Source organism: Catenulispora sp. MAP12-49 (genome assembly GCF_041262705.1).
In the GTDB taxonomy this organism is placed as follows: domain Bacteria; phylum Actinomycetota; class Actinomycetes; order Streptomycetales; family Catenulisporaceae; genus Catenulispora.
On sequence record NZ_JBGCCP010000046.1, the window covers coordinates 54,882 to 76,663 of the forward strand.

Annotated in this window: 21 protein-coding genes and 1 pseudogene; 15 read left to right on the plus strand and 7 right to left on the minus strand. The window is 72.5% G+C overall.

Annotated features, from left to right (window positions below):
• Positions 1–41: 41 nt before the first annotated feature.
• Complete coding sequence (locus tag ABIA35_RS44135) at positions 42–593, plus strand: DUF3043 domain-containing protein (protein WP_370340759.1); 552 nt, start codon at positions 42–44, stop codon at positions 591–593.
• On the opposite strand, the gene ABIA35_RS44140 is transcribed toward ABIA35_RS44135, so the two are convergent.
• On the minus strand, positions 523–1,305 hold the full coding sequence (locus ABIA35_RS44140; RefSeq protein ID WP_370361974.1) for an ABC transporter ATP-binding protein: 783 nt from the start codon (positions 1,303–1,305) through the stop codon (positions 523–525). The genes ABIA35_RS44135 and ABIA35_RS44140 overlap by 71 nt on opposite strands.
• Positions 1,302–2,366, minus strand: coding sequence for an FtsX-like permease family protein (locus tag ABIA35_RS44145; RefSeq protein WP_370361975.1), 1,065 nt, complete (start codon positions 2,364–2,366; stop codon positions 1,302–1,304). Before ABIA35_RS44145 ends, ABIA35_RS44140 begins: the two co-directional genes overlap by 4 nt.
• A gap of 152 nt (positions 2,367–2,518) precedes the next feature.
• On the opposite strand from ABIA35_RS44145, the gene ABIA35_RS44150 reads away from it, so the two are divergent.
• The 7 genes from ABIA35_RS44150 (at position 2,519) to ABIA35_RS44180 (ending at position 11,114) form a co-directional block, all read left to right on the plus strand.
• Positions 2,519–3,742: a sensor histidine kinase gene (locus tag ABIA35_RS44150; RefSeq protein ID WP_370361976.1), complete on the plus strand. Its 1,224-nt coding sequence runs from the start codon at positions 2,519–2,521 to the stop codon at positions 3,740–3,742.
• A complete protein-coding gene (locus ABIA35_RS44155; protein ID WP_370361977.1) occupies positions 3,739–4,380 on the plus strand; it encodes a response regulator in 642 nt (213 codons plus the stop codon). The genes ABIA35_RS44150 and ABIA35_RS44155 overlap by 4 nt, the downstream gene beginning before the upstream one ends.
• Before the next feature lie 44 nt (positions 4,381–4,424).
• Positions 4,425–5,426 (plus strand): aldo/keto reductase family protein, encoded by a 1,002-nt coding sequence (locus ABIA35_RS44160; RefSeq protein WP_370340750.1) that lies wholly within the window; start codon positions 4,425–4,427, stop codon positions 5,424–5,426.
• A gap of 92 nt (positions 5,427–5,518) precedes the next feature.
• Positions 5,519–6,859: a peptidase gene (locus ABIA35_RS44165; RefSeq protein WP_370361978.1), complete on the plus strand. Its 1,341-nt coding sequence runs from the start codon at positions 5,519–5,521 to the stop codon at positions 6,857–6,859.
• Positions 6,860–6,913: 54 nt separating this feature from the next.
• A complete protein-coding gene (locus ABIA35_RS44170; protein WP_370340747.1) occupies positions 6,914–7,573 on the plus strand; it encodes a 4'-phosphopantetheinyl transferase in 660 nt (219 codons plus the stop codon).
• 39 nt (positions 7,574–7,612) lie between these two features.
• The gene (locus tag ABIA35_RS44175; RefSeq protein ID WP_370340745.1) at positions 7,613–8,125 is read left to right on the plus strand and encodes a pyridoxamine 5'-phosphate oxidase family protein; all 513 of its coding nucleotides are present in this window, start codon (positions 7,613–7,615) and stop codon (positions 8,123–8,125) included.
• Between the two features lie 133 nt (positions 8,126–8,258).
• On the plus strand, positions 8,259–11,114 hold the full coding sequence (locus tag ABIA35_RS44180) for a hypothetical protein (RefSeq protein WP_370361979.1): 2,856 nt from the start codon (positions 8,259–8,261) through the stop codon (positions 11,112–11,114).
• Here ABIA35_RS44180 and ABIA35_RS44185 read toward each other — a convergent pair.
• Complete coding sequence (locus ABIA35_RS44185; RefSeq protein ID WP_370340740.1) at positions 11,111–11,812, minus strand: rhomboid-like protein; 702 nt, start codon at positions 11,810–11,812, stop codon at positions 11,111–11,113. The genes ABIA35_RS44180 and ABIA35_RS44185 overlap by 4 nt on opposite strands.
• An 86-nt stretch (positions 11,813–11,898) precedes the next feature.
• Between ABIA35_RS44185 and ABIA35_RS44190 the strand changes: the two genes are divergently transcribed.
• Positions 11,899–12,612 (plus strand): M50 family metallopeptidase, encoded by a 714-nt coding sequence (locus ABIA35_RS44190; RefSeq protein ID WP_370340926.1) that lies wholly within the window; start codon positions 11,899–11,901, stop codon positions 12,610–12,612.
• A gap of 65 nt (positions 12,613–12,677) precedes the next feature.
• Here ABIA35_RS44190 and ABIA35_RS44195 read toward each other — a convergent pair.
• A pseudogene (locus ABIA35_RS44195) lies at positions 12,678–14,071 on the minus strand (aspartate-alanine antiporter).
• Positions 14,072–14,219: 148 nt separating this feature from the next.
• Here ABIA35_RS44195 and ABIA35_RS44200 point away from each other — a divergent pair.
• Complete coding sequence (locus ABIA35_RS44200) at positions 14,220–15,827, plus strand: threonine/serine exporter ThrE family protein (RefSeq protein WP_370361980.1); 1,608 nt, start codon at positions 14,220–14,222, stop codon at positions 15,825–15,827.
• A gap of 175 nt (positions 15,828–16,002) precedes the next feature.
• Here ABIA35_RS44200 and ABIA35_RS44205 read toward each other — a convergent pair whose 3' ends face one another.
• Positions 16,003–16,704 carry a hypothetical protein gene (locus tag ABIA35_RS44205; protein WP_370361981.1) on the minus strand — a complete coding sequence of 234 codons (702 nt, stop codon included), beginning with the start codon at positions 16,702–16,704 and terminating at the stop codon, positions 16,003–16,005.
• 328 nt (positions 16,705–17,032) lie between these two features.
• On the opposite strand from ABIA35_RS44205, the gene ABIA35_RS44210 reads away from it, so the two are divergent.
• On the plus strand, positions 17,033–17,635 hold the full coding sequence (locus ABIA35_RS44210) for a rhomboid-like protein (RefSeq protein WP_370361982.1): 603 nt from the start codon (positions 17,033–17,035) through the stop codon (positions 17,633–17,635).
• Positions 17,636–17,666: 31 nt separating this feature from the next.
• Here the strand turns inward: ABIA35_RS44210 and ABIA35_RS44215 are convergent, their stop codons facing one another.
• Entirely contained in the window at positions 17,667–17,942 is a 276-nt protein-coding gene (locus tag ABIA35_RS44215) for an HNH endonuclease (RefSeq protein ID WP_370340736.1), read from the minus strand.
• Between the two features lie 131 nt (positions 17,943–18,073).
• On the opposite strand from ABIA35_RS44215, the gene ABIA35_RS44220 reads away from it, so the two are divergent.
• Entirely contained in the window at positions 18,074–18,562 is a 489-nt protein-coding gene (locus ABIA35_RS44220) for an 8-oxo-dGTP diphosphatase (protein ID WP_370340734.1), read from the plus strand.
• Positions 18,563–18,564: 2 nt separating this feature from the next.
• Here ABIA35_RS44220 and ABIA35_RS44225 read toward each other — a convergent pair whose 3' ends face one another.
• Positions 18,565–18,765: a hypothetical protein gene (locus ABIA35_RS44225; protein ID WP_370340923.1), complete on the minus strand. Its 201-nt coding sequence runs from the start codon at positions 18,763–18,765 to the stop codon at positions 18,565–18,567.
• A 61-nt stretch (positions 18,766–18,826) separates the two neighbouring features.
• Here ABIA35_RS44225 and ABIA35_RS44230 point away from each other — a divergent pair, with 61 nt between their 5' ends.
• The 3 genes from ABIA35_RS44230 (at position 18,827) to ABIA35_RS44240 (ending at position 21,692) form a co-directional block, all read left to right on the plus strand.
• Positions 18,827–19,372 (plus strand): bifunctional adenosylcobinamide kinase/adenosylcobinamide-phosphate guanylyltransferase, encoded by a 546-nt coding sequence (locus tag ABIA35_RS44230; RefSeq protein WP_370361983.1) that lies wholly within the window; start codon positions 18,827–18,829, stop codon positions 19,370–19,372.
• 80 nt (positions 19,373–19,452) lie between these two features.
• Positions 19,453–20,700: a nicotinate-nucleotide--dimethylbenzimidazole phosphoribosyltransferase gene (locus tag ABIA35_RS44235; RefSeq protein WP_370361984.1), complete on the plus strand. Its 1,248-nt coding sequence runs from the start codon at positions 19,453–19,455 to the stop codon at positions 20,698–20,700.
• Positions 20,701–20,897: 197 nt separating this feature from the next.
• Complete coding sequence (locus tag ABIA35_RS44240) at positions 20,898–21,692, plus strand: adenosylcobinamide-GDP ribazoletransferase (RefSeq protein WP_370361985.1); 795 nt, start codon at positions 20,898–20,900, stop codon at positions 21,690–21,692.
• Positions 21,693–21,782 lie beyond the last annotated feature (90 nt).

The following is a 21,782-nucleotide window of genomic DNA, read 5'->3' on the forward strand; positions in this document are numbered from 1 at the left end:
GTGGCTTCGTCGTCGCGGGGGCGTGGCCTTAGAGTCTTCACGTGTTCCGGAAGAAGAAATCCACCGACGAGGCCGAGCAGGCCGCCTCCGAGCAGGAGAACATCTCCCTGCTGGACGAGGCCCAGGCCAAGAAGAACCGCCCGACGCCGACCCGGCGTGAGGCCGAGCTGGCGCGCAAGCAGCGGCTGTCCGGCGTCAACGCCAATCCCAAGGTGGCCAAGCGGGAGGCCCGCCAGGCCGACTTCGCCGCGGCCACCGAACGCCAGCACGGCGGCGCGGTCAAGGGGTTCGCCCGCGACTACGTCGACTCACGGTTCCGGATCGCGGAGTTCTTCATCATCTTCGCCGTCCTGCTGTTCGTCGTGGCCTCGGTGCCCTCGGTGGCGCTGCTGTCGGTGGTGCTGTGGCTGGTGATGCTGGTGGCCATCGTGTTCGACTCGGTGCTGCTGGTGCGCGGGGTGAAGAAGGAGGCGCGCAAGCGCTTCCCCGACGCCGACCTGGGTCGCATCGGGTGGTACTCGCTCATGCGGTCGATGCAGTTCCGCAAGTGGCGGATGCCCAAGCCCCGCTTGAAGCGCGGCGAGAAGTTCTAGCCGGACCCTCCGGCTCTTCCGACTCTTCCGGCACTTCCGACTGTTCCGTCAATCTCCCGTCGTCCATCCGCAGCACGCGGTCGGCCCCGGCGAGCAGCGCGGTGTCGTGCGTGACCAGCACGGTGGCCGTGGCGTGCTCGCGGGTGACGGCCACCAGCAGGTCCAGGACCTGCGCGCCGCGTTCGTGGTCCAGGGCCGAGGTGGGCTCGTCCACCAGCAGGACGGCCGGCTCGGCGTAGAGCGCCCGGGCGATGTTCACCCGCTGGCGCTCACCCCCGGAGAGCTGGTGCGGGCGGCGCCGCTGCTTGGCCGCGTCGAGCCCGACGGCGGCCAGCAGGTCCCGGGCCCGCTCGCGGGCCGCTCCGGGCCGGTCGCCGCGCAGCCGTCCGACGGCTTCGAGCTGCTCTGACGCGGTGAGCGCGGGGATCAGGTTCGCCTGCTGGAACACGATGCCGATCCGGTCCAGGCGCAGGCGCGCCCGCTCGGCGCGGGACAGCTCCGCGGCGTCCCGGCCGGCGATGACGACCGTTCCGCCGTCCGGGGTGAGCAGGGTCGCGGCGACGGCCAGCAGCGTGGACTTGCCGGAGCCGGACGGCCCGACGACGGCGGCGAACTCCGAGCGGGCCACGGTGAGCGTGACGCGGTCCAGGGCCGTGAGGCGGGTGTCGCCGTCGGGGTAGGTCAGGGTGACGTCGGTCAGGGCGAGGGTCATCGGGCTGCTCCCAGCGCGGTGAGCGGGTCCACCGCCACGATCCGGCGGACCGCCAGCGCCGCCCCGGCCAGGCCGAGCCCGACCATCGCGGCCAGCGGGACGGCGACGGTGGCGGCGTCCAGGGCGAACGGGGTTCCGGAACTGCGCAGCAGCACGCCGCCGACGGAGCCGGCCAGGGCGCCGACCGCGCCCCCGGCGAGCAACAGGATCAGGGCTTGGCCGAGGGCGTCGCGGACCAGGGCGGCGCTGCTCGCGCCGATCGCCTTCAGTACGGCGATGTCGGCTTTGCGCTGGACCGTCCAGACCGTGAAGAAGGCCCCCGCGACCAGGGCGCTGATCGCGAACAGGAAGCCCTGGATCATCGTCAGGCTGCCCTGTTCGGCGGAGTAGCCGTCGATGCCGGCCTTGGCCGCGTCCAGGCCGACGGTCTTCGTGTGCTGTGCCGCGTCGAGCGCTTTGGTGTCGGCTCCGGTGCCGGGGACCGTCATGGCGACCGGCTGGGTGGCGCCGGCGATGTGCTGCCAGGTGGGCTCGTCGGTCCAGACGCTCGGGGCGTGACCCCAGGACCGGTCCGGGGTGATGCCGGACACGGTGAGCCGGACCGGGCCGACCGAGACCGGCGATCCGGGGTGCAGGCCCTGCTCGGCCGCCAGCTTGGCGCCGACCGCGACCTCGTCGGGGCCGGGCGCGTGACCGGACAGCGGGGGCGGCTGCTGTGCCGGAGCGACTCCGACCACACTCACCGAGGTCGCCGCTCCCCCGCCGCCGTCGGCGGCCGTCGCGAGCCGCGTCACGGACACGCCGAACGGCTGCGCACCCGCCGCCGTCTGCCATCCGGCCTGTTGCGCGGGGGTGATGGCGCTGTCGCTGAAGGACACCGCCGGACCGCCGAAGACCACGGCGCGCGCCGGGAGCCCGCTCAGCGCGGAGGTGGAGTCGGCGGCCAGGCCCCCGGTGAGGCCGTACAGGAACAGGACCAGGCCGGTGAGAAGGGCGACGACGGCGCCCATCAGAGTGAACCGGCCCTTGGCGAAGCGGATGTCGCGCACGGCGACGAACACGGTGCTGCCTTCCGTCGGTGGATCAGGATGCCTTCCAGCCTGGCGAGCGCGGGCGCTCCTGCCATCGCGGAGAAGGTTGGCCGCGGATCAACCGAAGGATTGATGCCGGACCGGCCGGAACCGGGCGTGACGGACCGTAGACTTGGCGGCAAATGAGCAGTTCAGCAGACATATCCGACAGCACTTCCGGCAGTGCTTTGGGCAGCGCTTTCGGCAGCGCGCCGCACCCGTCCCGGATGCCGGCGCTGCACGTTCTGCTGCTGGGGCTGCACGGGCTCTTCTACGCCCTGCTGCTGGTCGGGCTGGCCGGCTCGGGACGGCCGGTGGCGTGGCTGGTCGGTGCGGCGTTGGCGGCGGTGTACGCGCTCGGCGTCGCGGGGCACGCCGACACGCGGCGTGCGAATTCGCTGTGGTGGCTGGCGGCGGTCGTGGCGTTGTGGGCCGCGCTGGTGGTGATCTCGCCGACCACCGCATGGGTCGTCTTCCCGCTGTACTTCCTGGTGCTGCACCTGCTGCCGCGTCCTTGGTCGCTGATCGCTGTCGCGGCGATGACCGCGACCGTGGTGGCCACGCAGGCCACGACCAGCGGCGGCCTCACCGTGGCGAAGGTGGTCGGGCCGTGCGCGGGCGCGATCGTGGCGGTGCTCACGGCGTACGGGTATGTGGGGATGTACCGCGAGAGCAGGCGGCGCCAGCGGCTGCTCGAGGAGCTGGTCCGGGCGCAGGCCGAACTGGCGGCCACGCAGCGGGAGGCCGGGCGGCTGGCCGAGCGGCAGCGGCTGGCCCGGGAGATCCACGACACGCTGGCGCAGGGCCTGTCCAGCATCGTGCTGCTGGCCCGGGGCGCCGAGAGCGGCCTGCCGGAGGAGTCGGCCGCGCGGGTCCGGGAGATCGGGCAGACGGCGAGCGCCAACCTCGCCGAGGCCCGGCGCTTCGTGGCCGGGCTGACGCCGCCGGCCCTGGACGGCTCGACGCTCGCCGAGGCGCTGCGCCGGGTCGCCGCGGGCTATCCGCGGGTGGAGTTCCGGCTCGACGGAGAGCCCTACACAGTCTCGATGGAAACCGAGGTCGCGCTGCTGCGCACGACCCAGGAGGCGCTGGCCAACGTCGAGCGGCACGCCGGGGCCGCGCACGCGGCGGTGACCCTGGCCTACCACGACGACCAGGTGACGCTGGACGTGTTCGACGACGGCGCCGGCTTCGAGGACACCGGTTCCGAGGGCGCCGCGCGCGACGACGGCAGGCCCCGCTTCGGGCTGCACGGGATGCGCGAGCGGATCGCCGAGCTCGGCGGGACGCTGACGATCGAGTCGGCACTCGGCGAGGGGACGGCGGTCGCGGTGGCGCTGCCGATGCGGCGGGAAGCCATCCGATGATCCGAGTCCTCCTCGTCGACGACCACCCGGTCGTCCGCCGCGGCCTGTGCGCGGTCCTGGACGACCTTCCCGAGATCGAGCGCGTCGGCGAGGCCGCCGACGGTGCCGAGGCCCTGCGCCTGCTGGACCGCGCCGAGGCCGAGGGCGCGCCGGCTCCCGACCTGGTCCTGATGGATCTGCAGATGGCGCCGGGCATGCACGGGATCGAGGCCACGCGCCGCATCCGCGCGCGTCCGAACCCGCCGGCTGTGCTGATCCTGACCACCTACAGCACCGACGCCGACATCCTGGCCGCGGTCGAGGCCGGGGCCACCGGCTACCTGCTGAAGGACGCGCCGCCGGAGGAGCTGGCCGCGGCCGTGCGGGCCGCCGCGCGCGGGGAGACCGTGCTGGCGCCGCCGGTGGCCGCGCGGCTGCTCGGCCGGGTGCGCGCCGGCCGGCCGACGCTGTCCCAGCGCGAGGCCGAGATCCTGGAGCTGGTGGCCGCGGGTCTGGCCAACCGGCAGATCTCGCGCAAGCTGTTCATCAGCGAGGCGACCGTGAAGACCCACCTGGTGCACGTCTTCGGCAAGCTCGGGGTGGACAGCCGGACCGCGGCCGTGGCCGCCGCCGTGCAGGCGGGCCTGATCCGCCTCTAACGCTGCGCCTGTAACTCCTGGAGGACCGGTCGTAGGGTTACCTCATGGAATTCCGTCATCTCGGCCGTTCCGGCCTGGTCATCAGCGAGATCGCCTACGGCAACTGGATCACCCACGGCTCGCAGGTGGAGGAGGACGGTGCGCTGGCCTGCGTGCGCGCCGCCCTGGACGCGGGGATCACCACGTTCGACACCGCCGACGTGTACGCCGGGACCCGGGCCGAGGCCGTGATGGGCCGGGCCCTGACCGGCGAGCGGCGCGAGGGCCTGGAGATCTTCACCAAGGTCTTCTGGCCGACCGGCCCGGGCCGCAACGACCGCGGCCTGTCGCGCAAGCACATCATGGAGTCGATCAACGGCTCGCTGAAGCGGCTGCAGACGGACTACGTCGACCTGTACCAGGCGCACCGGTACGACTATTCGACGCCGCTGGAGGAGACGATGACGGCCTACGCCGACGTCGTGCGCTCCGGCAAGGCGCTGTACATCGGCGTGTCGGAGTGGAAGGCCTCGGAGATCCGCGCTGCCAAGGCCCTGGCCGACGAGCTGAAGATCCAGCTGATCTCCAGCCAGCCGCAGTACTCGATGCTGTGGCGGGTCATCGAGGCCGAAGTGGTCCCGACCTGCGAGGAGCTGGGCGTGGGCCAGATCGTCTGGTCCCCGATCGCCCAGGGCATCCTGACCGGCAAGTACCTGCCCGGTGCCGAGCTGCCGGCCGGCTCGCGGGCGACCGACGAGAACTCCGGCGCCAACGTCATGCGCGACCTGGTCGGCAACCAGGGCCTGCTGGAGGCCGTGCAGCGGCTGAAGCCGATCGCGGAGTCGGTGGAGCTGTCGATGGCGCAGCTGGCCGTGGCGTGGGTGCTGCAGAACCCGAACGTCTCGGCGGCGATCATCGGCGCCTCGCGTCCGGAACAGGTGACCGAGAACGTCAAGGCGGCGGGCGTGAAGCTGCCGGCGGAGGTGCTGAAGCAGATCGACGACGTGCTCGGCGAGTTCGTGGTCCGCGACCCCGCGCGGACGGTGTCGCCGGCCTCGCGGCCCTAGCCGCGGCGCGCGGCGGCGGTCTATCAGAAGCCTGACAAGGAGGCTATGCTCCGGCGTGACCAGGATCACACGATCACACCAGGAGCTCTCCCATGAGGGGAAAAACCGTCGCCGCGCGGTTCGGGGCGCTCGCCGCCGGGCTGCTCGCCGCCACCATCGCGATACCTGACGGAGCCCGGGCCGGGACGTCGAGACCGGCGCCCGCCCCGGCCGTCCTGACCGACGCCCAGGTCGCCGCGCTCAGCCCGGACGCGCAGGCCGCGCGGCTGGCCCCGCTGCGCGCCGTCGCCAATGCGGTGGGCGCCGCCGGGCGGGGTGGCGCCGCCGGCGTCTACGGCAACCTCGCCATCGACGCGGGCCGGGACGTGGTGACCGTCTATCTCACCGATCCCGCGCAGGCGGCGCGGGTGCTGGCGGCAGCGCGTGCCACCGACCCGGCGATCGACGGTTCTCTGATCCGCTTCCAGAAGGCGGCTGCCACGCACGCCGCGCTGGACGCCGCCGCGCAGCGCGTCGTGGCGCTGGCCGACGCTGGGAAACTGCCGGTGCACGTCGACATGGTCGGCCCGGCCGGCGACGCCTCCGGGCTGGAACTCGACGTGGACGACCCGAGCGCGGCGCCCGCCGCGTTGCAGGCTCCGGCGCCGGCTGTGGGCGGCGCGGCGGCGACCGCGAGCCTGGCGAAGTCGCTCGGCGTGCCGCTCGTCTACCGACAGGGCCACTCGCTTCAGGCCAAGGCGTGGGCGAACACGAAGTGGGAGGACAGCTCGCCGTTCATCGGCGGCGATGCCATCACTGGCAGCGGCAGCGGACACGGCTGCACCGCGGGGCTGCCGGCCGTCCGCAAGTCCGACAACCACCCGATCATGGTGACGGCGGCGCACTGCTTCGGCGTCGGCACGAAGGTCTACACCCGGGCCGGGACACCGGGCGACTACAGCAACGGGCTCAAGGGCAGCTACGTCGGCACGGTCACGGCGCGGGTGCAGGAATGGGACGCCGAGACCATCGACGGCGCGAACAACAACGCCGACGAGTCGGACACCACGGGCTGGATGCGGCTGACCAGCTTCGCGTATTCCTACAACGGGGACTACGTGTGCCACGACGGGCAGCGGTCGTACTTCATGGGGCACCCGACGCCGTGCAACATCAAGGTGACGAACCAGGACATGTACTGCGGGCCGACCACCGGATGCCCGGGACTGTCGTACACGGCGCGCGGCGTGTGGGGCGACGCGGTGAACAACGGCTGGGGTGCGGCCGGCGGCGACAGCGGCGCGACGATGTTCGCGGTGGAGCCTGGCGGGGTACGCCAGGCGCGCGGGCTTCTGTCGGACGGGACCCCCGGTGACGGGACTCCGGGTGTCTTCTGGACGGAAGCCACCGACATCTTCAACTACTACGGGTTGACCCTGAATCCGCAGACCTGATCCCCTGGTCGTGGCTTGGAGAACCGGGCCCGGTGCAGAACGGAGACGCGCGGCGTGCTGGCGAATCTGCTCCCGCCGGAGGTGGCGGTCGAAGAGATCTTCGGCGACCCCGAGGACGCCGTGCTGCTGCCCGGCGAGGAGGCGATCGTCGCGCGGGCCGTGGACAAACGGCGGCTGGAGTACACCACCACGCGGCATCTGGCGCGGATCGCGCTGGCCCGCCTCGGGCTGCCGCCGGTCGCGATCGGGACCGGCGGCAACCGGGAGCCTTTATGGCCGGCCGGGATCGTGGGGAGCATGACGCACTGCCGCGGGTACCGGGCGGTGGCGGTCGCGCGGTCCGGGGCCGGGCCCGCCGGGCTCGTCACCGGGCTCGGGATCGACGCCGAGCCGCACGGGCCGCTGCCGGAGGGCGTCTTCGACACCATCGCGCGGCCGGACGAGAGACCGGCGCTGGAGGCGCTGGCGGCGGAGCGGCCGCGGGTGCGGTGGGACCGGTTGGTGTTCAGCGCGAAGGAGTCCGTGTACAAGGCGTGGTTCCCGGTGGCGCGGCGGTGGCTGGGCTTCGGGGAGGCCTCGGTGGGGTTCGTGCCGGACGAGGAGTTGTCCGGCACGTTCACCGCGCGGATCCTGCAGAGCGGCGCGCCGATCACCGAGATGTCCGGTCGTTGGACGATCGAATCAGGGCTCGTGCTCACCGCTGTCACGGTGTGAGACGGTTTGCCCGCGGAGCGGGCCGGGCAGGTTCCCGCCGTGGCGCTCTCCGTGGGTTTCGAAGGCACCGACCGCCCCGCATCCGACATCTCCTCCAGCATCGAGGCGATCGCCGCCGGGACGATGGTCCTGTCGCTGGCCACCGCCGACCCTTCGGGCACCCCGCACGCGAACATGGCTTTCTTCGCGCTGGGGGACGAGTTCGACCTCTTCTTCGTCAGCGAGCCGAGCACTCGGCACGGGCAGAACTCCGCGGCGCGCACGGCGGCGTCCGCGGCGGTCTGGCTGCCGCCGCCGGAGTTCGGCGAGGGGCTGCGCGGGATGCAGCTGAGCGGCGGCTGCGGGGCGGTCGCGGGGACGGAGGCCGAGGCGGCTTTCGAGGCGTACCGGGGACGGTTCCCGTCGTTCGGGGGCGACCCGGAGGCGCGCGCCGCTTATCTCGACGGGACGGGCGCGGCGAGTCTGTACCGGTTGCGGGTGGACAGGCTCCGGCTGGTCGACGAGCCACACCTCGGCCGGAGGAACTACCTGGAGCTCAGGGTCCTGCGGTAAGGGGCGCCGATCCCGGTTCTTCCTTCCCTCGCGCCGCCCGCACCTTGATCGACTCCTCGCGACGGGACTGCCGTGACGTGGCACTTCGGCCAAACGTTGTGGTTGCGGCCCGCAATCAGGTAAACAGGCCTGCGTGAGGAACGGGCTGGTCGAGGGCGTGTCGCTGCGCGCGGTACTGCGGGAGTCAGAGGCGATGGCGCCGGAGGCCGCGGCCTCGGTGCTGGCCGGAATGCTGGTGACGTTGGCCGTGGTGCACGGCGACGTGCGCCCCGAGCACGTCAGCGTGGACAGCGCGGGCGCTATAGCGCTGACCGACTTCGGCGGCGCGGGGGCGCGATTCGTCCCGAACTCGCCGTCGTACATGGCACCGGAACGCCTCCAGGGCGGCCTGGCGACCGAGAGCGCCGACGTCTTCAGCGCCACCGCGGTCTTCTTCGAATGCCTCACCAACGAGAGCCCCTTCGTCGCCGCCACCCGCGACGACCTGGCGGCCCTCCACGAGTACGCGGAGGTCATCGCCGAATTCGCCCCGCCGGAGATGCGCACCCTGGCCCAGCACGGCCTGGCCCCGGACCCGGCCCGCCGAGCCGCGACGCCGCACACGTTCCTCGACGAGGTCACGGCCACCGCGAGCGCGGAGTACGGCGCCGACTGGCAGCAGCGCGGGCGCGCGCTGCTGAGCGGCTGGGCGGCGGCCGCGGCGCGGGCGCAGGGGGCGGAGCTGGCTGCGCCGGCGGGGCGGGCCGGGCTGGCGGAGGCGCTGGCGGAGGCGCCGCCGGTCGGGGAGCCGATCGACGAGGCGCTGCTGGGGGCCGGGGACGGGGACGCGGCTGAGGCGGCTGACGCGGGCACCGAGGCGGCGCAGGAGATGCCGCCGCCGATCGGGGAGCCGATCGACGCGGAATTGCCCGAGACGAAGCTGCCCGAGACGGAAGAAGTGGCACCGGCGGCGACGCCGGCAGACCCGGAGCCGGTCGCGGATCAGCCCGAAACCAGCCCCGCGGCCAACGAAGCCGCCGATGACAAGGACTACGACTGGTTCACCGGGACCGCCAAGAACCCGGCCGAACCGGTCGGCGCCGAGGCGGACGTGCTGGCGGCGTTCGACGGCGCCCGCACCGGCCGCACCACCGATCCGGAGCCGGACCCTTACACGCCGAGCGGATTCGACGTGTTCGCCGGCCGTTCGGGCGGGACCGCGGCGCAGGCCGAGGCCAAGAGCGAGGCAAAGAGTGAGGCCAAGAGCGAGGCCGAGGCCGAGCCGGTGAGCGGGCACTGGGACGAGCCGGCGGCGGGTCCCGGGCCGGCGGACGAGGCCGTGGAGAGCGCGGGGGCCTGGGACGGCATTGCGGGCGAGCAGGATTCTGAGCCCGAGGCTCAGGCGGAGGCCGCGGCGGACGAGGATGACCCCGCCGAGGTGGCCGAGCCGGTCGACGAGACGGATTCACTGACCGAGGTGGCTGAGCCGATCGAGGATGCGCTGATCGAGCCTGCCGACGCGGCCGAGCCGATGGAGGCTGCGGCAAGCGAGGACGTGCTTGCTGAGGCCGCCAGCGTGGCGGATTCGCCGGCCGAAGAGGCTCCGGTCGAAGAGGCTCCGGTCGAGGCCGCCGACGACGAGACAGATGCCCTGGCCGACGCGGCCGAGGATGCACCGGCCGAAGACGCGCCCGCTGAGCCGGCCGAGGTCGCGGCTGACGATCTCGGCGAGGAGGACGACTCCGAGTTCGAGCCGCTGATCGAGGACAGCAGCGAGCTTCTCGCGGCATTCGATGCGTTCGCCCCGTCGACGCCGGCTGCCGCGCCCGGGCCCGAGCTCGAAACGCCGACCGAGGCCGAAGCCGAGCTCGAGACCGAAAGCGAGCCCGAGGCCGAGGCCGCGCTCGAAAGCGGGCCCGAAGCCGAGCCCGAGCCCGAGATCGAAACCGAAAGCGAGCCCGAGCCCGAAGCCGATCTCGAAGCCGAAGCCGACGCCGACGCCACCGCCGAGCCTGAGTCTGCACTCGAGCCCGAAGCCGAAGCCGACGCCGACGCCGACTCCAAGCCCGACTCCAAGCCCGACTCCGAACCCGACCTCTCCCCCACCACCCCCGCCGACCTCGAAGACGACTGGGTCTTCCCCGCGAAGCCGAGTCCGAAGGTCCCGCGCTCGCTGTCCGCCTTCGCCGTCAGCCTGCCGAGTCTGCCGCGGCCGCAGGAGGCCGAGGAGCCCAAGGCGCCGGTGCAGACCAGTGCGCCGGACGACTGGTTCCGGCCGGGGGTGGCCGAGCCGGTGGGCGAGGACGCGCACCACACCCAGGTGCTCAATCCGGATCGGGACAACACCCTCGAGTCCGAGGCCACGCGGATGTTCGATGAGGTGCCCGTGGAGGTGGCCGAGGGGGCCGGGAAGAGTCCCGTCGCCGCCGAGGCGGCCGCGCGGGATGACGAGGACGACGACGACTTCGAGGACTTCGAGGACTTCGACGACTACACCGCTCCCGGCGGTCCCGGCGGGCCGCGGCGCAAGACGCTCGTCGGGGCCGTGACCACCGCCGTGCTGCTGGTGGCGGGGGCCGCCGCCGCGGTGATGCTCGGCGGGTCGGGGAAGGCTCCGGAGGGTACGGGGGCGACGCCCAGCCAGACGGCCTCGTCGAGTGCGCCCGCGGCCACCGCCGCGCCGACGCCGACCGGGACCAGTGACGGCGGGGACACCCCGTCGTCCGCCGGCGCCCCCAGCTCCCACCGCTCCTCGACGCACAGCCGGAGCAAGGCCTCCTCCCCCAGCTCGACGTCGCACTCCTCCAGCGAGCAGGCGACCACGCAGTCCTCGTCGAGCTCGCCGACCGACCACTCGAGCTCCTCGCAGAACCCGACCAGCAGCGCCTCGACCACCCCGTCGAGCTCGTGTAGTACCGGGATCCTGGGGCTGCCCGACTGCGGCGGCGGGAGCAGCGGCGGGGGCGGCGGCCCGACCACCACCACCAGCAGCAAGAGCTCCGGCAACTAGGAGGACCGGCGGGCTTGGGCGTGCGGCAGCGGCTCCAGGGGCGGCGCCATCACCAGCCCGCCCCACCGCCAGCCCCGCGCCATCACCGACACACGGCCGCGCACGATCGGGTAGCACCCCAGCCCGACCAGCGTGGCCGTGAAGTGGCCCACGTCCGTGAAGGTCCTGCCGCGCAGCATCGCCTGGCCGTAGAACACCAGCACGACCGCCGCGTACACCCAACGCATCCAGCCGCGCGGCCACCAGTACGTCAGCACCGCGATCACGCCGGCCAGGGCGTAGCTCACGCCGTAGTCGAGCGTGTAGCGCTTGGCGGCCGGGACCGTGCCCTCGTGGATCGCCCAGGCCAGCACGCCCTCGCTCACGTACGTCGCCAGGACATGGGACACCAGGGCCACCGCCAGCCAGCGCCAGGTGCCCAGCCAGCGTTCGGCCTGGGCGTGGAAGAGGGTGTACAGGACGACGTAGAACAGCCAGCTGCCGCCGTCGATCCACAGGGCCGACTGGATCAGGACGCGGACCGGGTCCTGGAGCAGGTAGTGGATGTTGGTGCTGCGGCGTTCCAGGATCCAGTGCTCGGCGCGGGGGCTGGCGCGCTTGAGGATACCGGTCGTGATCAGCAGGATCAGCAGCCAGAGGTAGGTGCCGGGGGCGCTGCGGACGTAGTCCTCGACGCCGCGTGCCGCCCGCTTCAGCATGCCCCAAGCGTCACCGGCTCGTCACAGGCGTGTCCCGACGGGTACCGCCGAACGGGCGAATCGTGGGAGGCTGCGTGGCCGTGAGCATGAGCATGTCGAACCTGGACGACGTCTGGCACCGAGTGACCGGCACCCAGCCCGATCCGCCGCGGAATCTGATCCTCGCGGTGGGCGCGGTGGCGCTGGTGGCAGTGCTGTGGCGACCGGTGTGGCGCATAGCGCGCAACACCGTGACGATCGCGCACGAGGGCGGGCACGCCGTCGTCGCGCTGCTGTGCGGCCGCCGGCTGTCGGGGGTGCGGCTGCACCACGACACCTCCGGCGTGACGGTCTCCTACGGCAAGCCGCGCGGACTGGGCATGATCCTGACGGTCGCGGCCGGCTACACGGCGCCGAGCCTGATCGGGCTCGGCGCGGCGTGGCTGCTGGCGGCGCAGCACATCACGATGTTGCTGTGGGTGAGCGTGCTGTTGCTGGCGCTGCTGCTGATCGAGATCCGCAACTTCTACGGCGTGCTCACGGTGGTGCTCACCGGCGGCGCCGTGTTCGCCGCGTCGTGGACCAAGAACACCGACGTGCAGGCCGGGTTCGCGTACCTGATGGTGTGGTTCCTGCTGCTGGCCGGGGTGAAGCCGGTGCTGGAGCTGAGCCGCACCCGGACGCGCACCGGGGCCCGCGACTCCGACGCCGACCAGCTGCACCGGCTGACCGGTTTCCCGGCCGGCGGATGGCTGTTCGTGTTCGCGCTGGTGGCGCTGGGGTGCGCGGTGGCCGGGGGTCGGTGGCTGCTGCACCTGTGAGGGGCGCGGCGCCGCACGTGACGCCAGGCGCGTGACGCCAGGCATGCGGCGCCGGGTACGCAGCGCTACATATGCAGCCCGATCAGCCCCACGAAGATCGGCCCGGTCAGCGGCAGCAAGAAGTTCGACAGCGTGTACGTGATCGTGTAGCCGATCATCGGCACGCTGCTCTGCGCGGTGTTGGTGATCGCGGTGATGGCCGGTGTCGAGCACTGCTGGCCGGCGATGGCGCCGATCAGGATGGGCTTGTCGATCTTCAGGAACCCGCGGCCGGTCCACAGGCCGAGGAAGGCCGGGATCAGCACCATCGCGATCCCGGACAGCGGGAGCAGCAGCGGGTACTTCTTCAGCAGCGGGCCGGCGTCCGGGCGAGCGGAACCAGCCGAAGATCAGGCCGCTGATCAGGCAGCCGCCGCCGGTGCCCAGGGTCAGGTTGGCCGAGCCCAGGTGGATCACGATCTCGCCGAGCAGGACGCCCAGGCAGATGCCCAGGCCGATGTGGATCCAGTCCGCGCTCTCGGTGCGGACCTTGGCGCCGAAGGCCTGCTGGAAGCGGTCGACCTTGGATTTCATGCCGACCACGTTCAGGGTGTCGCCGATGTGGATCTCGGTGGTGCCGGAGGCCGGGAGGTCGTTGCCGAGCCGGTTGATGCCGGTCAGGTACACGCCCTCGGTGGGGCCCGGGTGCTCCTGGTTGATGGTGTCGACGGACTTGCCGTTGATGCTCTTGTCGGTGACCACCAGCTCCCGGGTCTGCATCGGGCTGTCCAGGCCGGGGACGGCGTTGGTCTCCGGGCCCAGTCCGTGCCCGGCGGTCATGACCGCCTCGCGGCGGCCGACCACCAGGACCCGGTCGCCGAGCAGCAGGCGCAGCGCCGGGTCCACGGTCAGGACCTTCGCGCCGCGCTTCACGCCCTCGATCGAGGCGTGCTCCCCCACCGAGTCCTCCAGGGCCTGCACGGTGATGCCGTCGCCCTTGGTGATCTGGTAGGTGCGGCCGACCAGCTTGGGCATCGAGGCCTCCTGGTCGGCCTCCAGCGCGGCGCCGCCGCCGCGCATCTGCTCCCACAGCTTGCGGGAGGCCTCGGCCAGGTTGATCTTCAGCAGCCGCGGGAAGACCTGGCTGGTCAGCAACACGATCGAGATCAGGCCGAACAGGCAGCAGTCCGAGTAGGCGGTGGCCACGTGCGCCGAGAGCGGGGTTGAGGTCGGCCACGAATCCGGGCCCGGCGATGTAGCCGAGGGAGAAGATGAACAGCGCGAAGGCGACGTTCTTCACGTCGTTGCTCACGGTGATGTGCTTGCCGTTGACGGTCCGCGCGCCGATCAGCATCGACACGATCAGCACGCCGCAGATGCCGCCCAGCGTGATCGGACCGACCCGCAGCCTTCCGAGAAGGTATCCCAGCGCCAGGCACGCGAACAGCGCGAGGACGGCGTTCTCCTGCATCAGCTTCAGTACACGAGCATCTGACCCCGCACGTTCCCGCGCCGCGCCCGGGCGCGCCCGAACGGGTGAGTGGGGCGTGATCGGTGATCCGGTAGCGTCGTTGGGCTTCGGTGCCCCGCCCGGCGGCGGCCGCGGTGTCAGACAGGGGAGGAACGCCGTGCCCTTCTTCAGGAAGCGCAGGGACGTGCAGGACGGTGGGAACGGAACGGAGGGTGAGGACAGCGGCTTCGGCGAACCGAGCGGCCCAAGCGGCCCAAGTGACCCGAGCGACCCCGGCACCAGCGGTGCAGCCGAGAGCGGGGCGACCGGCGCCGGCGACGAGGCCAGGCGCGTCCTGTGGGAGCGTCGGCGCCACGCCTCCGGGACCCGCTCCGCAAGTGCCTTCAGCGAGGCCGTGGCCGGGTCCATGGACTCCCTCGGCGGCGGCGTGGACCTCGCCTGGCAGGGCCTGAAGAACGTCGGCGCCATGTTCCGCGACCGCCGCCGGGTCGGCGTCCGGGCCGCCGACCAGCCCAGCGCGGACTGGCTGCGGCAGCTGGCCGCGCTGCTGAGCACGGTCGGCGCGGAGATCCTGCGGTCGGGGACGAACACCAACGACACCGAGTCGCAGATCGCGGACATCGCGGCCCGCTACGGCGTGTCGGCCCGCTGCTTCGCCCTGCCGACCGGGATCTTCGTGCGGGTCCAGACGGTGTCCGGCGACACCAACGAGCTGGACTTCGCGCCGGTCAACGTCGGCGGGATGCAGCTCAACCAGGTCAACGCCCTGCAGTCGCTGGTCCAGCGGATGCTCGCCGAGGCAGTGCCCTTCGACGAGGTGCGCAAGGCGTTGCGGGAGGAGCAGAGCCTGCCGCGGCGGTTCAAGCCGGCCGCGGTGATCTCCGGCTACGCGCTGCTGACCCTGGCGCTGGGGATGTTGCAGCACCCGACCTGGAACGCGGCCGCCGGCTACCTCGTGGCCGGCACGGCGGTCGGCGTGATGCAGTATCTGGTACGGCGCTACCTGCCGAACCTGCTCACGCTGTTCCCGGTGGCGGCGGCGATCATGGTCACCGCGCTGGCGCTGCGCTTCGCCGGGCCGGTCCTGCACCAGGATCCGGGCTTCCTCTACATCCCGCCGCTCATCGGCTTCCTGCCCGGCGCGGCGCTCACCCTCAGCGCGATCGAGCTGGCCACCGACTCCCCGCTGTCCGGCGTGACCCGGCTGGCCGGGGCGGTCAACGTGCTGCTGATGCTGGCGCTGGGCATCCTGGTCGCGACCGACACCGTCCGCGCGCACCCGGTCGGCTCGCCGGTGCCGGCCACGCTCGGCGCCTGGGTCGGCTGGGCCTCGGTCCTGCTGCTGGCGGTCGGCTTCACCCTGAACCACGACGCGCCGAACCGCTCACTCGGCTGGCTGACGGTGGCGCTGCTGGTCACGCGCGTGGTGCAGACCGCCGGCACCCTGGTCGGCGGCCAGGCGCTGGGCGCCTTCGTGGCCGGCATGGCGCTGCCGCCGACCGCGAACTGGATCGGCAAGCGCGCCACCATCCCGGACCAGGTGATCTTCCTGCCCGCGTTCTGGATGGTGGTGCCCGGCGCGCACGGGCTGTCCGGGGTGCAGCAGCTGCTGGTGGCGCACAGCTCGGCCGGGTGGCAGACGCTGCTGCAGATGACGATCACGGTCGGCGCCATCGCGCTGGGGGTGCTGGCCGGGGCTTCGCTGCGCCGGAAGACGCGGCTGGAGGTGCTGCCGGCGGAGGAGGGGGTGGGGGCTGGGGGGTAGGGAGCTCGGGGGCGGGCGGCGCAGGCGAGCAGGCAGGCACCGAGCTGCCCGGCAGGCACCGCGCGGCGCGGGCAGGCAGCGAGCGGCCCAGGCGGGCAGGCGGCGCGCGCGGGCAGGCGGGCAGGCGGGCAGGCGGGCAGGCGGGCAGCGAGAGCCCTCTCCGCCGCCCGCCACCTCAGCCCTCTTCGACCTCCGCCTTCTTCCGCCTCCGGAAAACCCCCCGGAACGCCGAGTACACCACCGCGAGCAGCGCGATCCACAGCAGCCCCGGCTGCCAGTGCTTCGCCGCGGGCGCCGCGAGGCCGGCCAACGCGGCGGGGCCGTCGGTCAGCTGCTCGCGCACGGTGCCGCAGGCCAGGGTCGAGCCGGTGGTGGTGCTGCGGGCGCAGGCCGTGGAGGTGAACTGGTCGGTCTCGGTCTCGGTCTCGGTCGGTGGCTTGGCGTCGCGGGTGCGGGGGGCCAGGTGGTCGGACTCCTCGACGGTGCCGGCCATCACCTGGTCGGTGAAGACCGCGGTGCGGCCGGCCGGGACGTTCGCCGTCCAGCGCATCGTGCGGTCCTGCTGAGTGGCGGCGGGGCTGGAGTCGACGAGCTGGAAGCCGGCCGGGACCAGGTGGTAGACCTCGAGGTCCGGGTACGAGGTCGGCGACTGGTTGTCCACGCGCACCGTGTAGTCGACGACGTCGCCGGAGTGGGCCGAACGGGTGTCGTCGCTGATCTCCACGCGCACTCCGTCGGCGCTTCCGCTCGCGCTGGCGTCGGTGGGCAGCGTGGGCACGGCGCCGGCCCGGGCCGCGAGCGTGGACATGGTCCCCACCGTCATCGCGGCGGCGACCACCACACCGACGGCCGCCGCACTCCGCATCATGGTCCGCATACCCATGTCCTTCGGCACAAATGGGGGTGCGGCTTTAGCTCGTACGGATCCTTATGAGTTTCGGGATCAGTCTGATAACCGACCACTCTCCCTTGAGCGAACCGTCCGTGCCGCCGCGCCAAAACCCCGGCCAGCCCTGGCGCGCCGAGGGCCGGCCGCCGGAGAAGCCCGGCGGGCCGGACAAGCCGCGGCGCGGGCCGAACGTACCCGGCGGGTGGCCGCGAACAACGTCAAGGAGGTGACTCGGATTAGCGGCGGCCCGGCGGCCGAGGAGCACGCCGGTGTCCGACTCGGATTAGCCATGGCCGAGCTTGGCTATCGTGACAGTGTGCTGAGCCGTCTGCCCGCCGACGTGTGGGACTACGTCCGCGACGCGCCGGGGACCTATCTGTGGCTGGTCGCGCTGTTCGGCGTGTCGCTCTATGTCAGGCGGCTGCCGGCCGACCGCGCGAAGAAGCTGCTGGAACAGAACTCCACGAACCTGGATCGGCTGCGGCACGCTCCGGTCAAGGTGATGATCACCAGTCTGTTCTTCACCGCGGGGACCAGTTGGCTGTTCTATGCCGTGACCTACAGCGTCTTCCACGCCCCGACCGAGCACTGGCTGGGGACGTGGCGATGGCTGGTGGTGCTGCTGGTCGCCCACGTCGGGGCGACGCTGCTGAGCGAGGGGTGGGTCGCGCGGGAGATCCACGCCGGACGGCTTCCGCAGTCGGAGCTGACCACGGCCGACTACGGCGTCAGCTATGCGCAGGCCGGGGCGTCGGCGGTGTTGGCGTACCGGATTCCGATGCCGTGGCTGGTGCCCTATGTCGTGGCACTGATCGGTTTCTACGGGTACGGATGGCTCAAGAGCAGGCGGGACTTTACTGCGATCGGGCATCTGTGCGCGCTGGCGATCGGGTTCGCGTTCTTCTGGATCGCGCCCTGAGAGACCTGCGGGATTTGAGAGACTTGAGGGTCTAGGACTTGTCCCTCTTGTCCTCGGCCGGCGGTCGGACTTTGATCGCGACGTGCAAGCTGGCCTCCCATTCCAGGGCCGCCTTCTGCGCGGCGTGCCATGTGCACAGGCCGAGGAGGTTGTCCAGGGAGTGGTCGTCCTTCTTGCCGGCGTGGACGACCATGCCGGCCTCGCGGGAGCAGCCGACCGAGAAATGGGCGTGCTTCCATTCGCAGCGCCGGCCACAGCGCCGCATGACTTTGCGTACCAGCCGGTTCCAGTTTCGCGGTAGCTTCACCAGATCCTGCGATCCACTCACATCTTCGGGTTCCCCCGAATATCGGATCGGCGCGCGGGGCGCATGTATTGATCACCTCAATGAGTGATGCGGCGGGCAAACGAGTGAGAGCGACTGGCTAAGCTCGCGGGGTGCTGATCGTCACCTCCGCGCTGCTACGGCGCACCGGATCCGATGGACGTCCCGAAGTGCTCGTCGGGCTGAAGAAGACGGGCTTCGGCGCCGGTCTGATCAACTGCCCGGGCGGCAAGCTCGAGCCCGGGGAGAGTCCGGAGGAGGCGGTCGTGCGGGAGTTCGCCGAGGAGACCGGCATGACGCTGGCGGTGGGCGACCTGACGCCGGCCGCGGTGCTGACGTTCCGGTTCCCGGACGTGCCGGAGTGGGATGATCTGCGGCTGCACTACTTCACGGCGGCGAAGTACGCCGGGGAGCCGCGGGAGAGCGCGGAGATCGCCGCGGACTGGATGGCCGAGGCGGATCTGCCCTACGACCGGATGTGGGACGACTCACGCCTGTGGCTGCCACTGGTGCTGGCCGGCGAGCACGTCGTGATGGACGTCACCTACGCCGGCCGCAGCAAAGTGGCCTCGTATACCCGCGAGCCGTCGCCGGCCGGGTGAGACTATTGCTCCACCGGGTGCAGCGACATCGGGCCGTAGACGACCGCGGTGTCCTCCATCAGCGTGACCTGGTCGACCCCGGCCTCCAGGAGGTCCTTCCAGTTCTCTCCGATCCAGCTCTCGGCGTCGGACTGCGTGGAGAACTCCTCCGGTTTCGCACCGGTGTCCTTCTCGCCGCCGGCGGTGTCCTCATAACGCCACATGAAAGTCACAGTGTTGACCCCTTCAATCGCCCAGCCATCGCTGAATAACATAACGCGGACGTTGATCCTTGGCGGCGCGCGTTCGGGTAAGTCCTCCGAGGCCGAGCGTCGGCTCACCCTCCTGGCTGACGGCGCCGGCCGCCCCGGCGACGCGCTCTACGTCGCGACCGGCGGCCGGCGGGACGGCGACGCCGACTGGGCCGAGCGGGTCCGGCGGCACCGGGAACGGCGGCCGGATTCCTGGGCCACGGCGGAGACGGCGGACGTCGCCGCCGTGCTGCGCGGCGCGACCCGGCCGGTGCTGGTGGACTGCCTGACCCTGTGGCTGACGGCGATGATGGACGAGGCCGGCGCCTGGGACGACAAGGCCTGGTACGGCGGCGGCGAGCAGAAGCTGGCGGCCCGGTTCGACGAGCTCGAGGACGCGTGGCGCGCGGCGACGGTGCCGGTGCTGGCGGTGAGCAACGAGGTCGGGCTGGGGATCGTGCCGGAGAGCGCGGCGGTGCGGCGCTTCCGGGACGAGCAGGGGCGGCTGAACCAGCGGATCGCGGCGGCCTCGGAGGCGGTGGTGCTGATGGTGGCCGGGATCGCGATGGCGGTGAAGTAGGCGCGGGGGCGCGGGGGCACGGGGGCGCGGGGCGCGGGGCTTCCCCACGCCGAGGGCGCCGCCGCTAGGCTGTTCGCACCATGGACGCGCCCGAGAACCCCACCCCCGAGTCGGCCGACCTGCCCGAGCCCCGTGCGGCGGCCGCGGTCGAGGCCGAGACCGAGACCGACGCGGTCGAGAGCCAGGCCGAGGCTGAGATCGTCGCAGAGGCCGGCGAGGCTGCCCCGGACGCTGAAACCTCTGCCGACGCCGGTACCGACTCCGACCTGCCTTCCGGTCCCGAGCCCCTGAACCTCGACCAGCTCGCCGACCAGGCCGAGCGGCCGGACGAGGCGGCCCGTGACCAGATGCGTGCGCGGCTGGCCGAGTTGGCCGTTCCGGCGGCTGGGCTGGGGCGGTTGGAGGAGCTGGCGGTCTGGCTGGCCGGCGCGCGCGGCAGCGGTGCGGCGAAGGCGATCGAGCGGGCCCGGGTCGTGGTGTTCGCCGGCGACCACGGGGTGGCGGCGCTCGGCGTGTCGGCCACGGCTCCGGAGCAGGCGCAGGCTGTCACGGCGGCGCGGGTGAAGCAGATCGAGGACGGCGGCGGCGCGGTCGGTGTCCTGGCCCGGCTGCACGGCGCGACCGTGCGCGTGGTCGACGTGGCGGTCGGCAGCCCCTCGGGCCGGGTCGACAAGGAGGACGCGGCCACTCGCGCGCAGATCGAGGAGGCCTTCCGCCTGGGCATGAGCGTGGCCGACGCCGAGGCCGACTCCGGCGCGGACGTGCTGATCCCGGCGATGGTCGGCGTGGGCGGCAGCACGGTGGCCTCGGTGCTGTCCGGCGTGCTGACCGGCAAGGACGCGGCGGCGGTGACCGGCCGCGGCTCGGGCGTGGACGACACCGCCTGGATGCGCAAGTGCGCGGCCGTCCGCGACGCGATGCGCCGGGGACGCCCGGTCCTCGGCGACCAGCTGGAGCTGCTGACCAAGGTCGGCGGCCGCGACTTCGCGGCGCTGACGGGCTTCCTGCTCCAGGCGGTGATCCGGCGCGTGCCGGTCCTGCTCGACGGCGTCACCACCACCGCCTGCGCGATGCTGGTCCAGCGCATCGCCTACCGCTCACCGCAGTGGCTGCTGGCCGGCGTGCTGTCCCCGGAGCCGGCGCACAAGGCGGCCCTGGACCGCCTCTCGCTCGAACCGCTGGTCGAGGGCTACGAGGTCCGCCAGGCCGAGGGCGCCCTGGGCCTGCTCGCACTGCCGATGGTGAAGGCCGCCGCCGCGCTGGCCGCGGAGCTGCCGACGTTCGCCGAGGCCGGGATCCCGGAGCCGGTGCTGCGGTCGCGGGTGTGAGGCCTGGCGATCGGCTGGACGGCGATCGGCAAGACGAAGCCGGTGCTGCGGTCACGGCCACAGGTGTGAGCACTGCCGGCGAGCGAGACAGCGATACGCGAGACCAACCCGGTGCTGCGGTCGCGGCCGCAGGTGTGAGCACTGCCGGCGAGCGAGACAGCGATCGGCGGGACGAAGCCGGCGCCGCGGTCGCGGGTATGAATGCTCCTGGCGCGCGGTGGGCCAACGGCCTCCGCCTCGCCTTCTCGACCCTCACCGCCCTGCCCGTCGGGCCGCCGCGCGAGGTCGACCGGTCGGTGGCGGGGCGCGCCATGGCCTGCGCGCCCGTGGTCGGCGCGGTGCTCGGCGCGTTGGGTGCGGCCGTCGGTGCGGGGCTCGGGTGGTGGACGTCCAGTCCTGTCGTCGCGGCGGTCGGCGGGGTGGCGACGCTGGCCGCGCTGACCCGCGGCCTGCATCTCGACGGTCTCGCCGATACCGCCGACGGTCTCGGGTCGGCCAAGCCGGCGGCGGATGCGCTGCGCATCATGAAGGCCTCGGACATCGGCCCGTTCGGGGTCGTCACGCTGGTCCTGGCGCTGCTCGGCCAGGTGCTGCTGCTCGCGGGCGCCTGGGGCCGGCACGGGGCCTGGTACGGCGCGTGCGCCCTGGCAGTGGCCTGCGTCGCGGGGCGCCTCGCGGTGACGTGGGCCTGCCGGCCGGGTGTGCCGTCCGCGCGGCCCGACGGGCTGGGGGCGTGGGTCGCGGGGAGCGTTTCGCGGGTGGCGGTCGGCGTGGTGTCGGTCCTCGCGGTGGGCGTGGCCGGTATCGCAGGGTTCTGGGTGAGCGACGGGGCGCGGTGGCTGCTGTGGCCGGCCGCGGTGGTGGTGGGCGTCGGAGCCTCGACCCTGGTGCTGCGGCACGCGATCCGGCGGTTCGGCGGGATCACCGGCGACGTGCTGGGCGCGCTCGTCGAGGTCGGATTCACCGCCGCGCTGGTGGTTCTGGCTCGCTAGAGGGCTTTCGGACCGGATGTCGTTGCCGGGTCGACGTCTGGTGACAGGCTGTTACGTGCGCGCTATGCCGTTGGTATGAGGTATGGGAGG

Excerpts from the sequence above, each read along its gene's own strand:
- ABIA35_RS44140 (WP_370361974.1), bottom strand. The coding sequence starts at position 1,305 with ATGACCCTCGCCCTGACCGACGTCACCCTGACCTACCCCGACGGCGAC.
- ABIA35_RS44160 (WP_370340750.1), top strand. The coding sequence starts at position 4,425 with ATGGAATTCCGTCATCTCGGCCGTTCCGGCCTGGTCATCAGCGAGATC.
- ABIA35_RS44150 (WP_370361976.1), top strand. The coding sequence starts at position 2,519 with ATGAGCAGTTCAGCAGACATATCCGACAGCACTTCCGGCAGTGCTTTG.
- ABIA35_RS44190 (WP_370340926.1), top strand. The coding sequence starts at position 11,899 with ATGAGCATGTCGAACCTGGACGACGTCTGGCACCGAGTGACCGGCACC.
- ABIA35_RS44185 (WP_370340740.1), bottom strand. The coding sequence starts at position 11,812 with ATGCTGAAGCGGGCGGCACGCGGCGTCGAGGACTACGTCCGCAGCGCC.
- ABIA35_RS44205 (WP_370361981.1), bottom strand. The coding sequence starts at position 16,704 with ATGCGGACCATGATGCGGAGTGCGGCGGCCGTCGGTGTGGTGGTCGCC.
- ABIA35_RS44235 (WP_370361984.1), top strand. The coding sequence starts at position 19,453 with ATGGACGCGCCCGAGAACCCCACCCCCGAGTCGGCCGACCTGCCCGAG.
- ABIA35_RS44155 (WP_370361977.1), top strand. The coding sequence starts at position 3,739 with ATGATCCGAGTCCTCCTCGTCGACGACCACCCGGTCGTCCGCCGCGGC.
- ABIA35_RS44225 (WP_370340923.1), bottom strand. The coding sequence starts at position 18,765 with ATGTGGCGTTATGAGGACACCGCCGGCGGCGAGAAGGACACCGGTGCG.
- ABIA35_RS44240 (WP_370361985.1), top strand. The coding sequence starts at position 20,898 with ATGAATGCTCCTGGCGCGCGGTGGGCCAACGGCCTCCGCCTCGCCTTC.
- ABIA35_RS44165 (WP_370361978.1), top strand. The coding sequence starts at position 5,519 with ATGAGGGGAAAAACCGTCGCCGCGCGGTTCGGGGCGCTCGCCGCCGGG.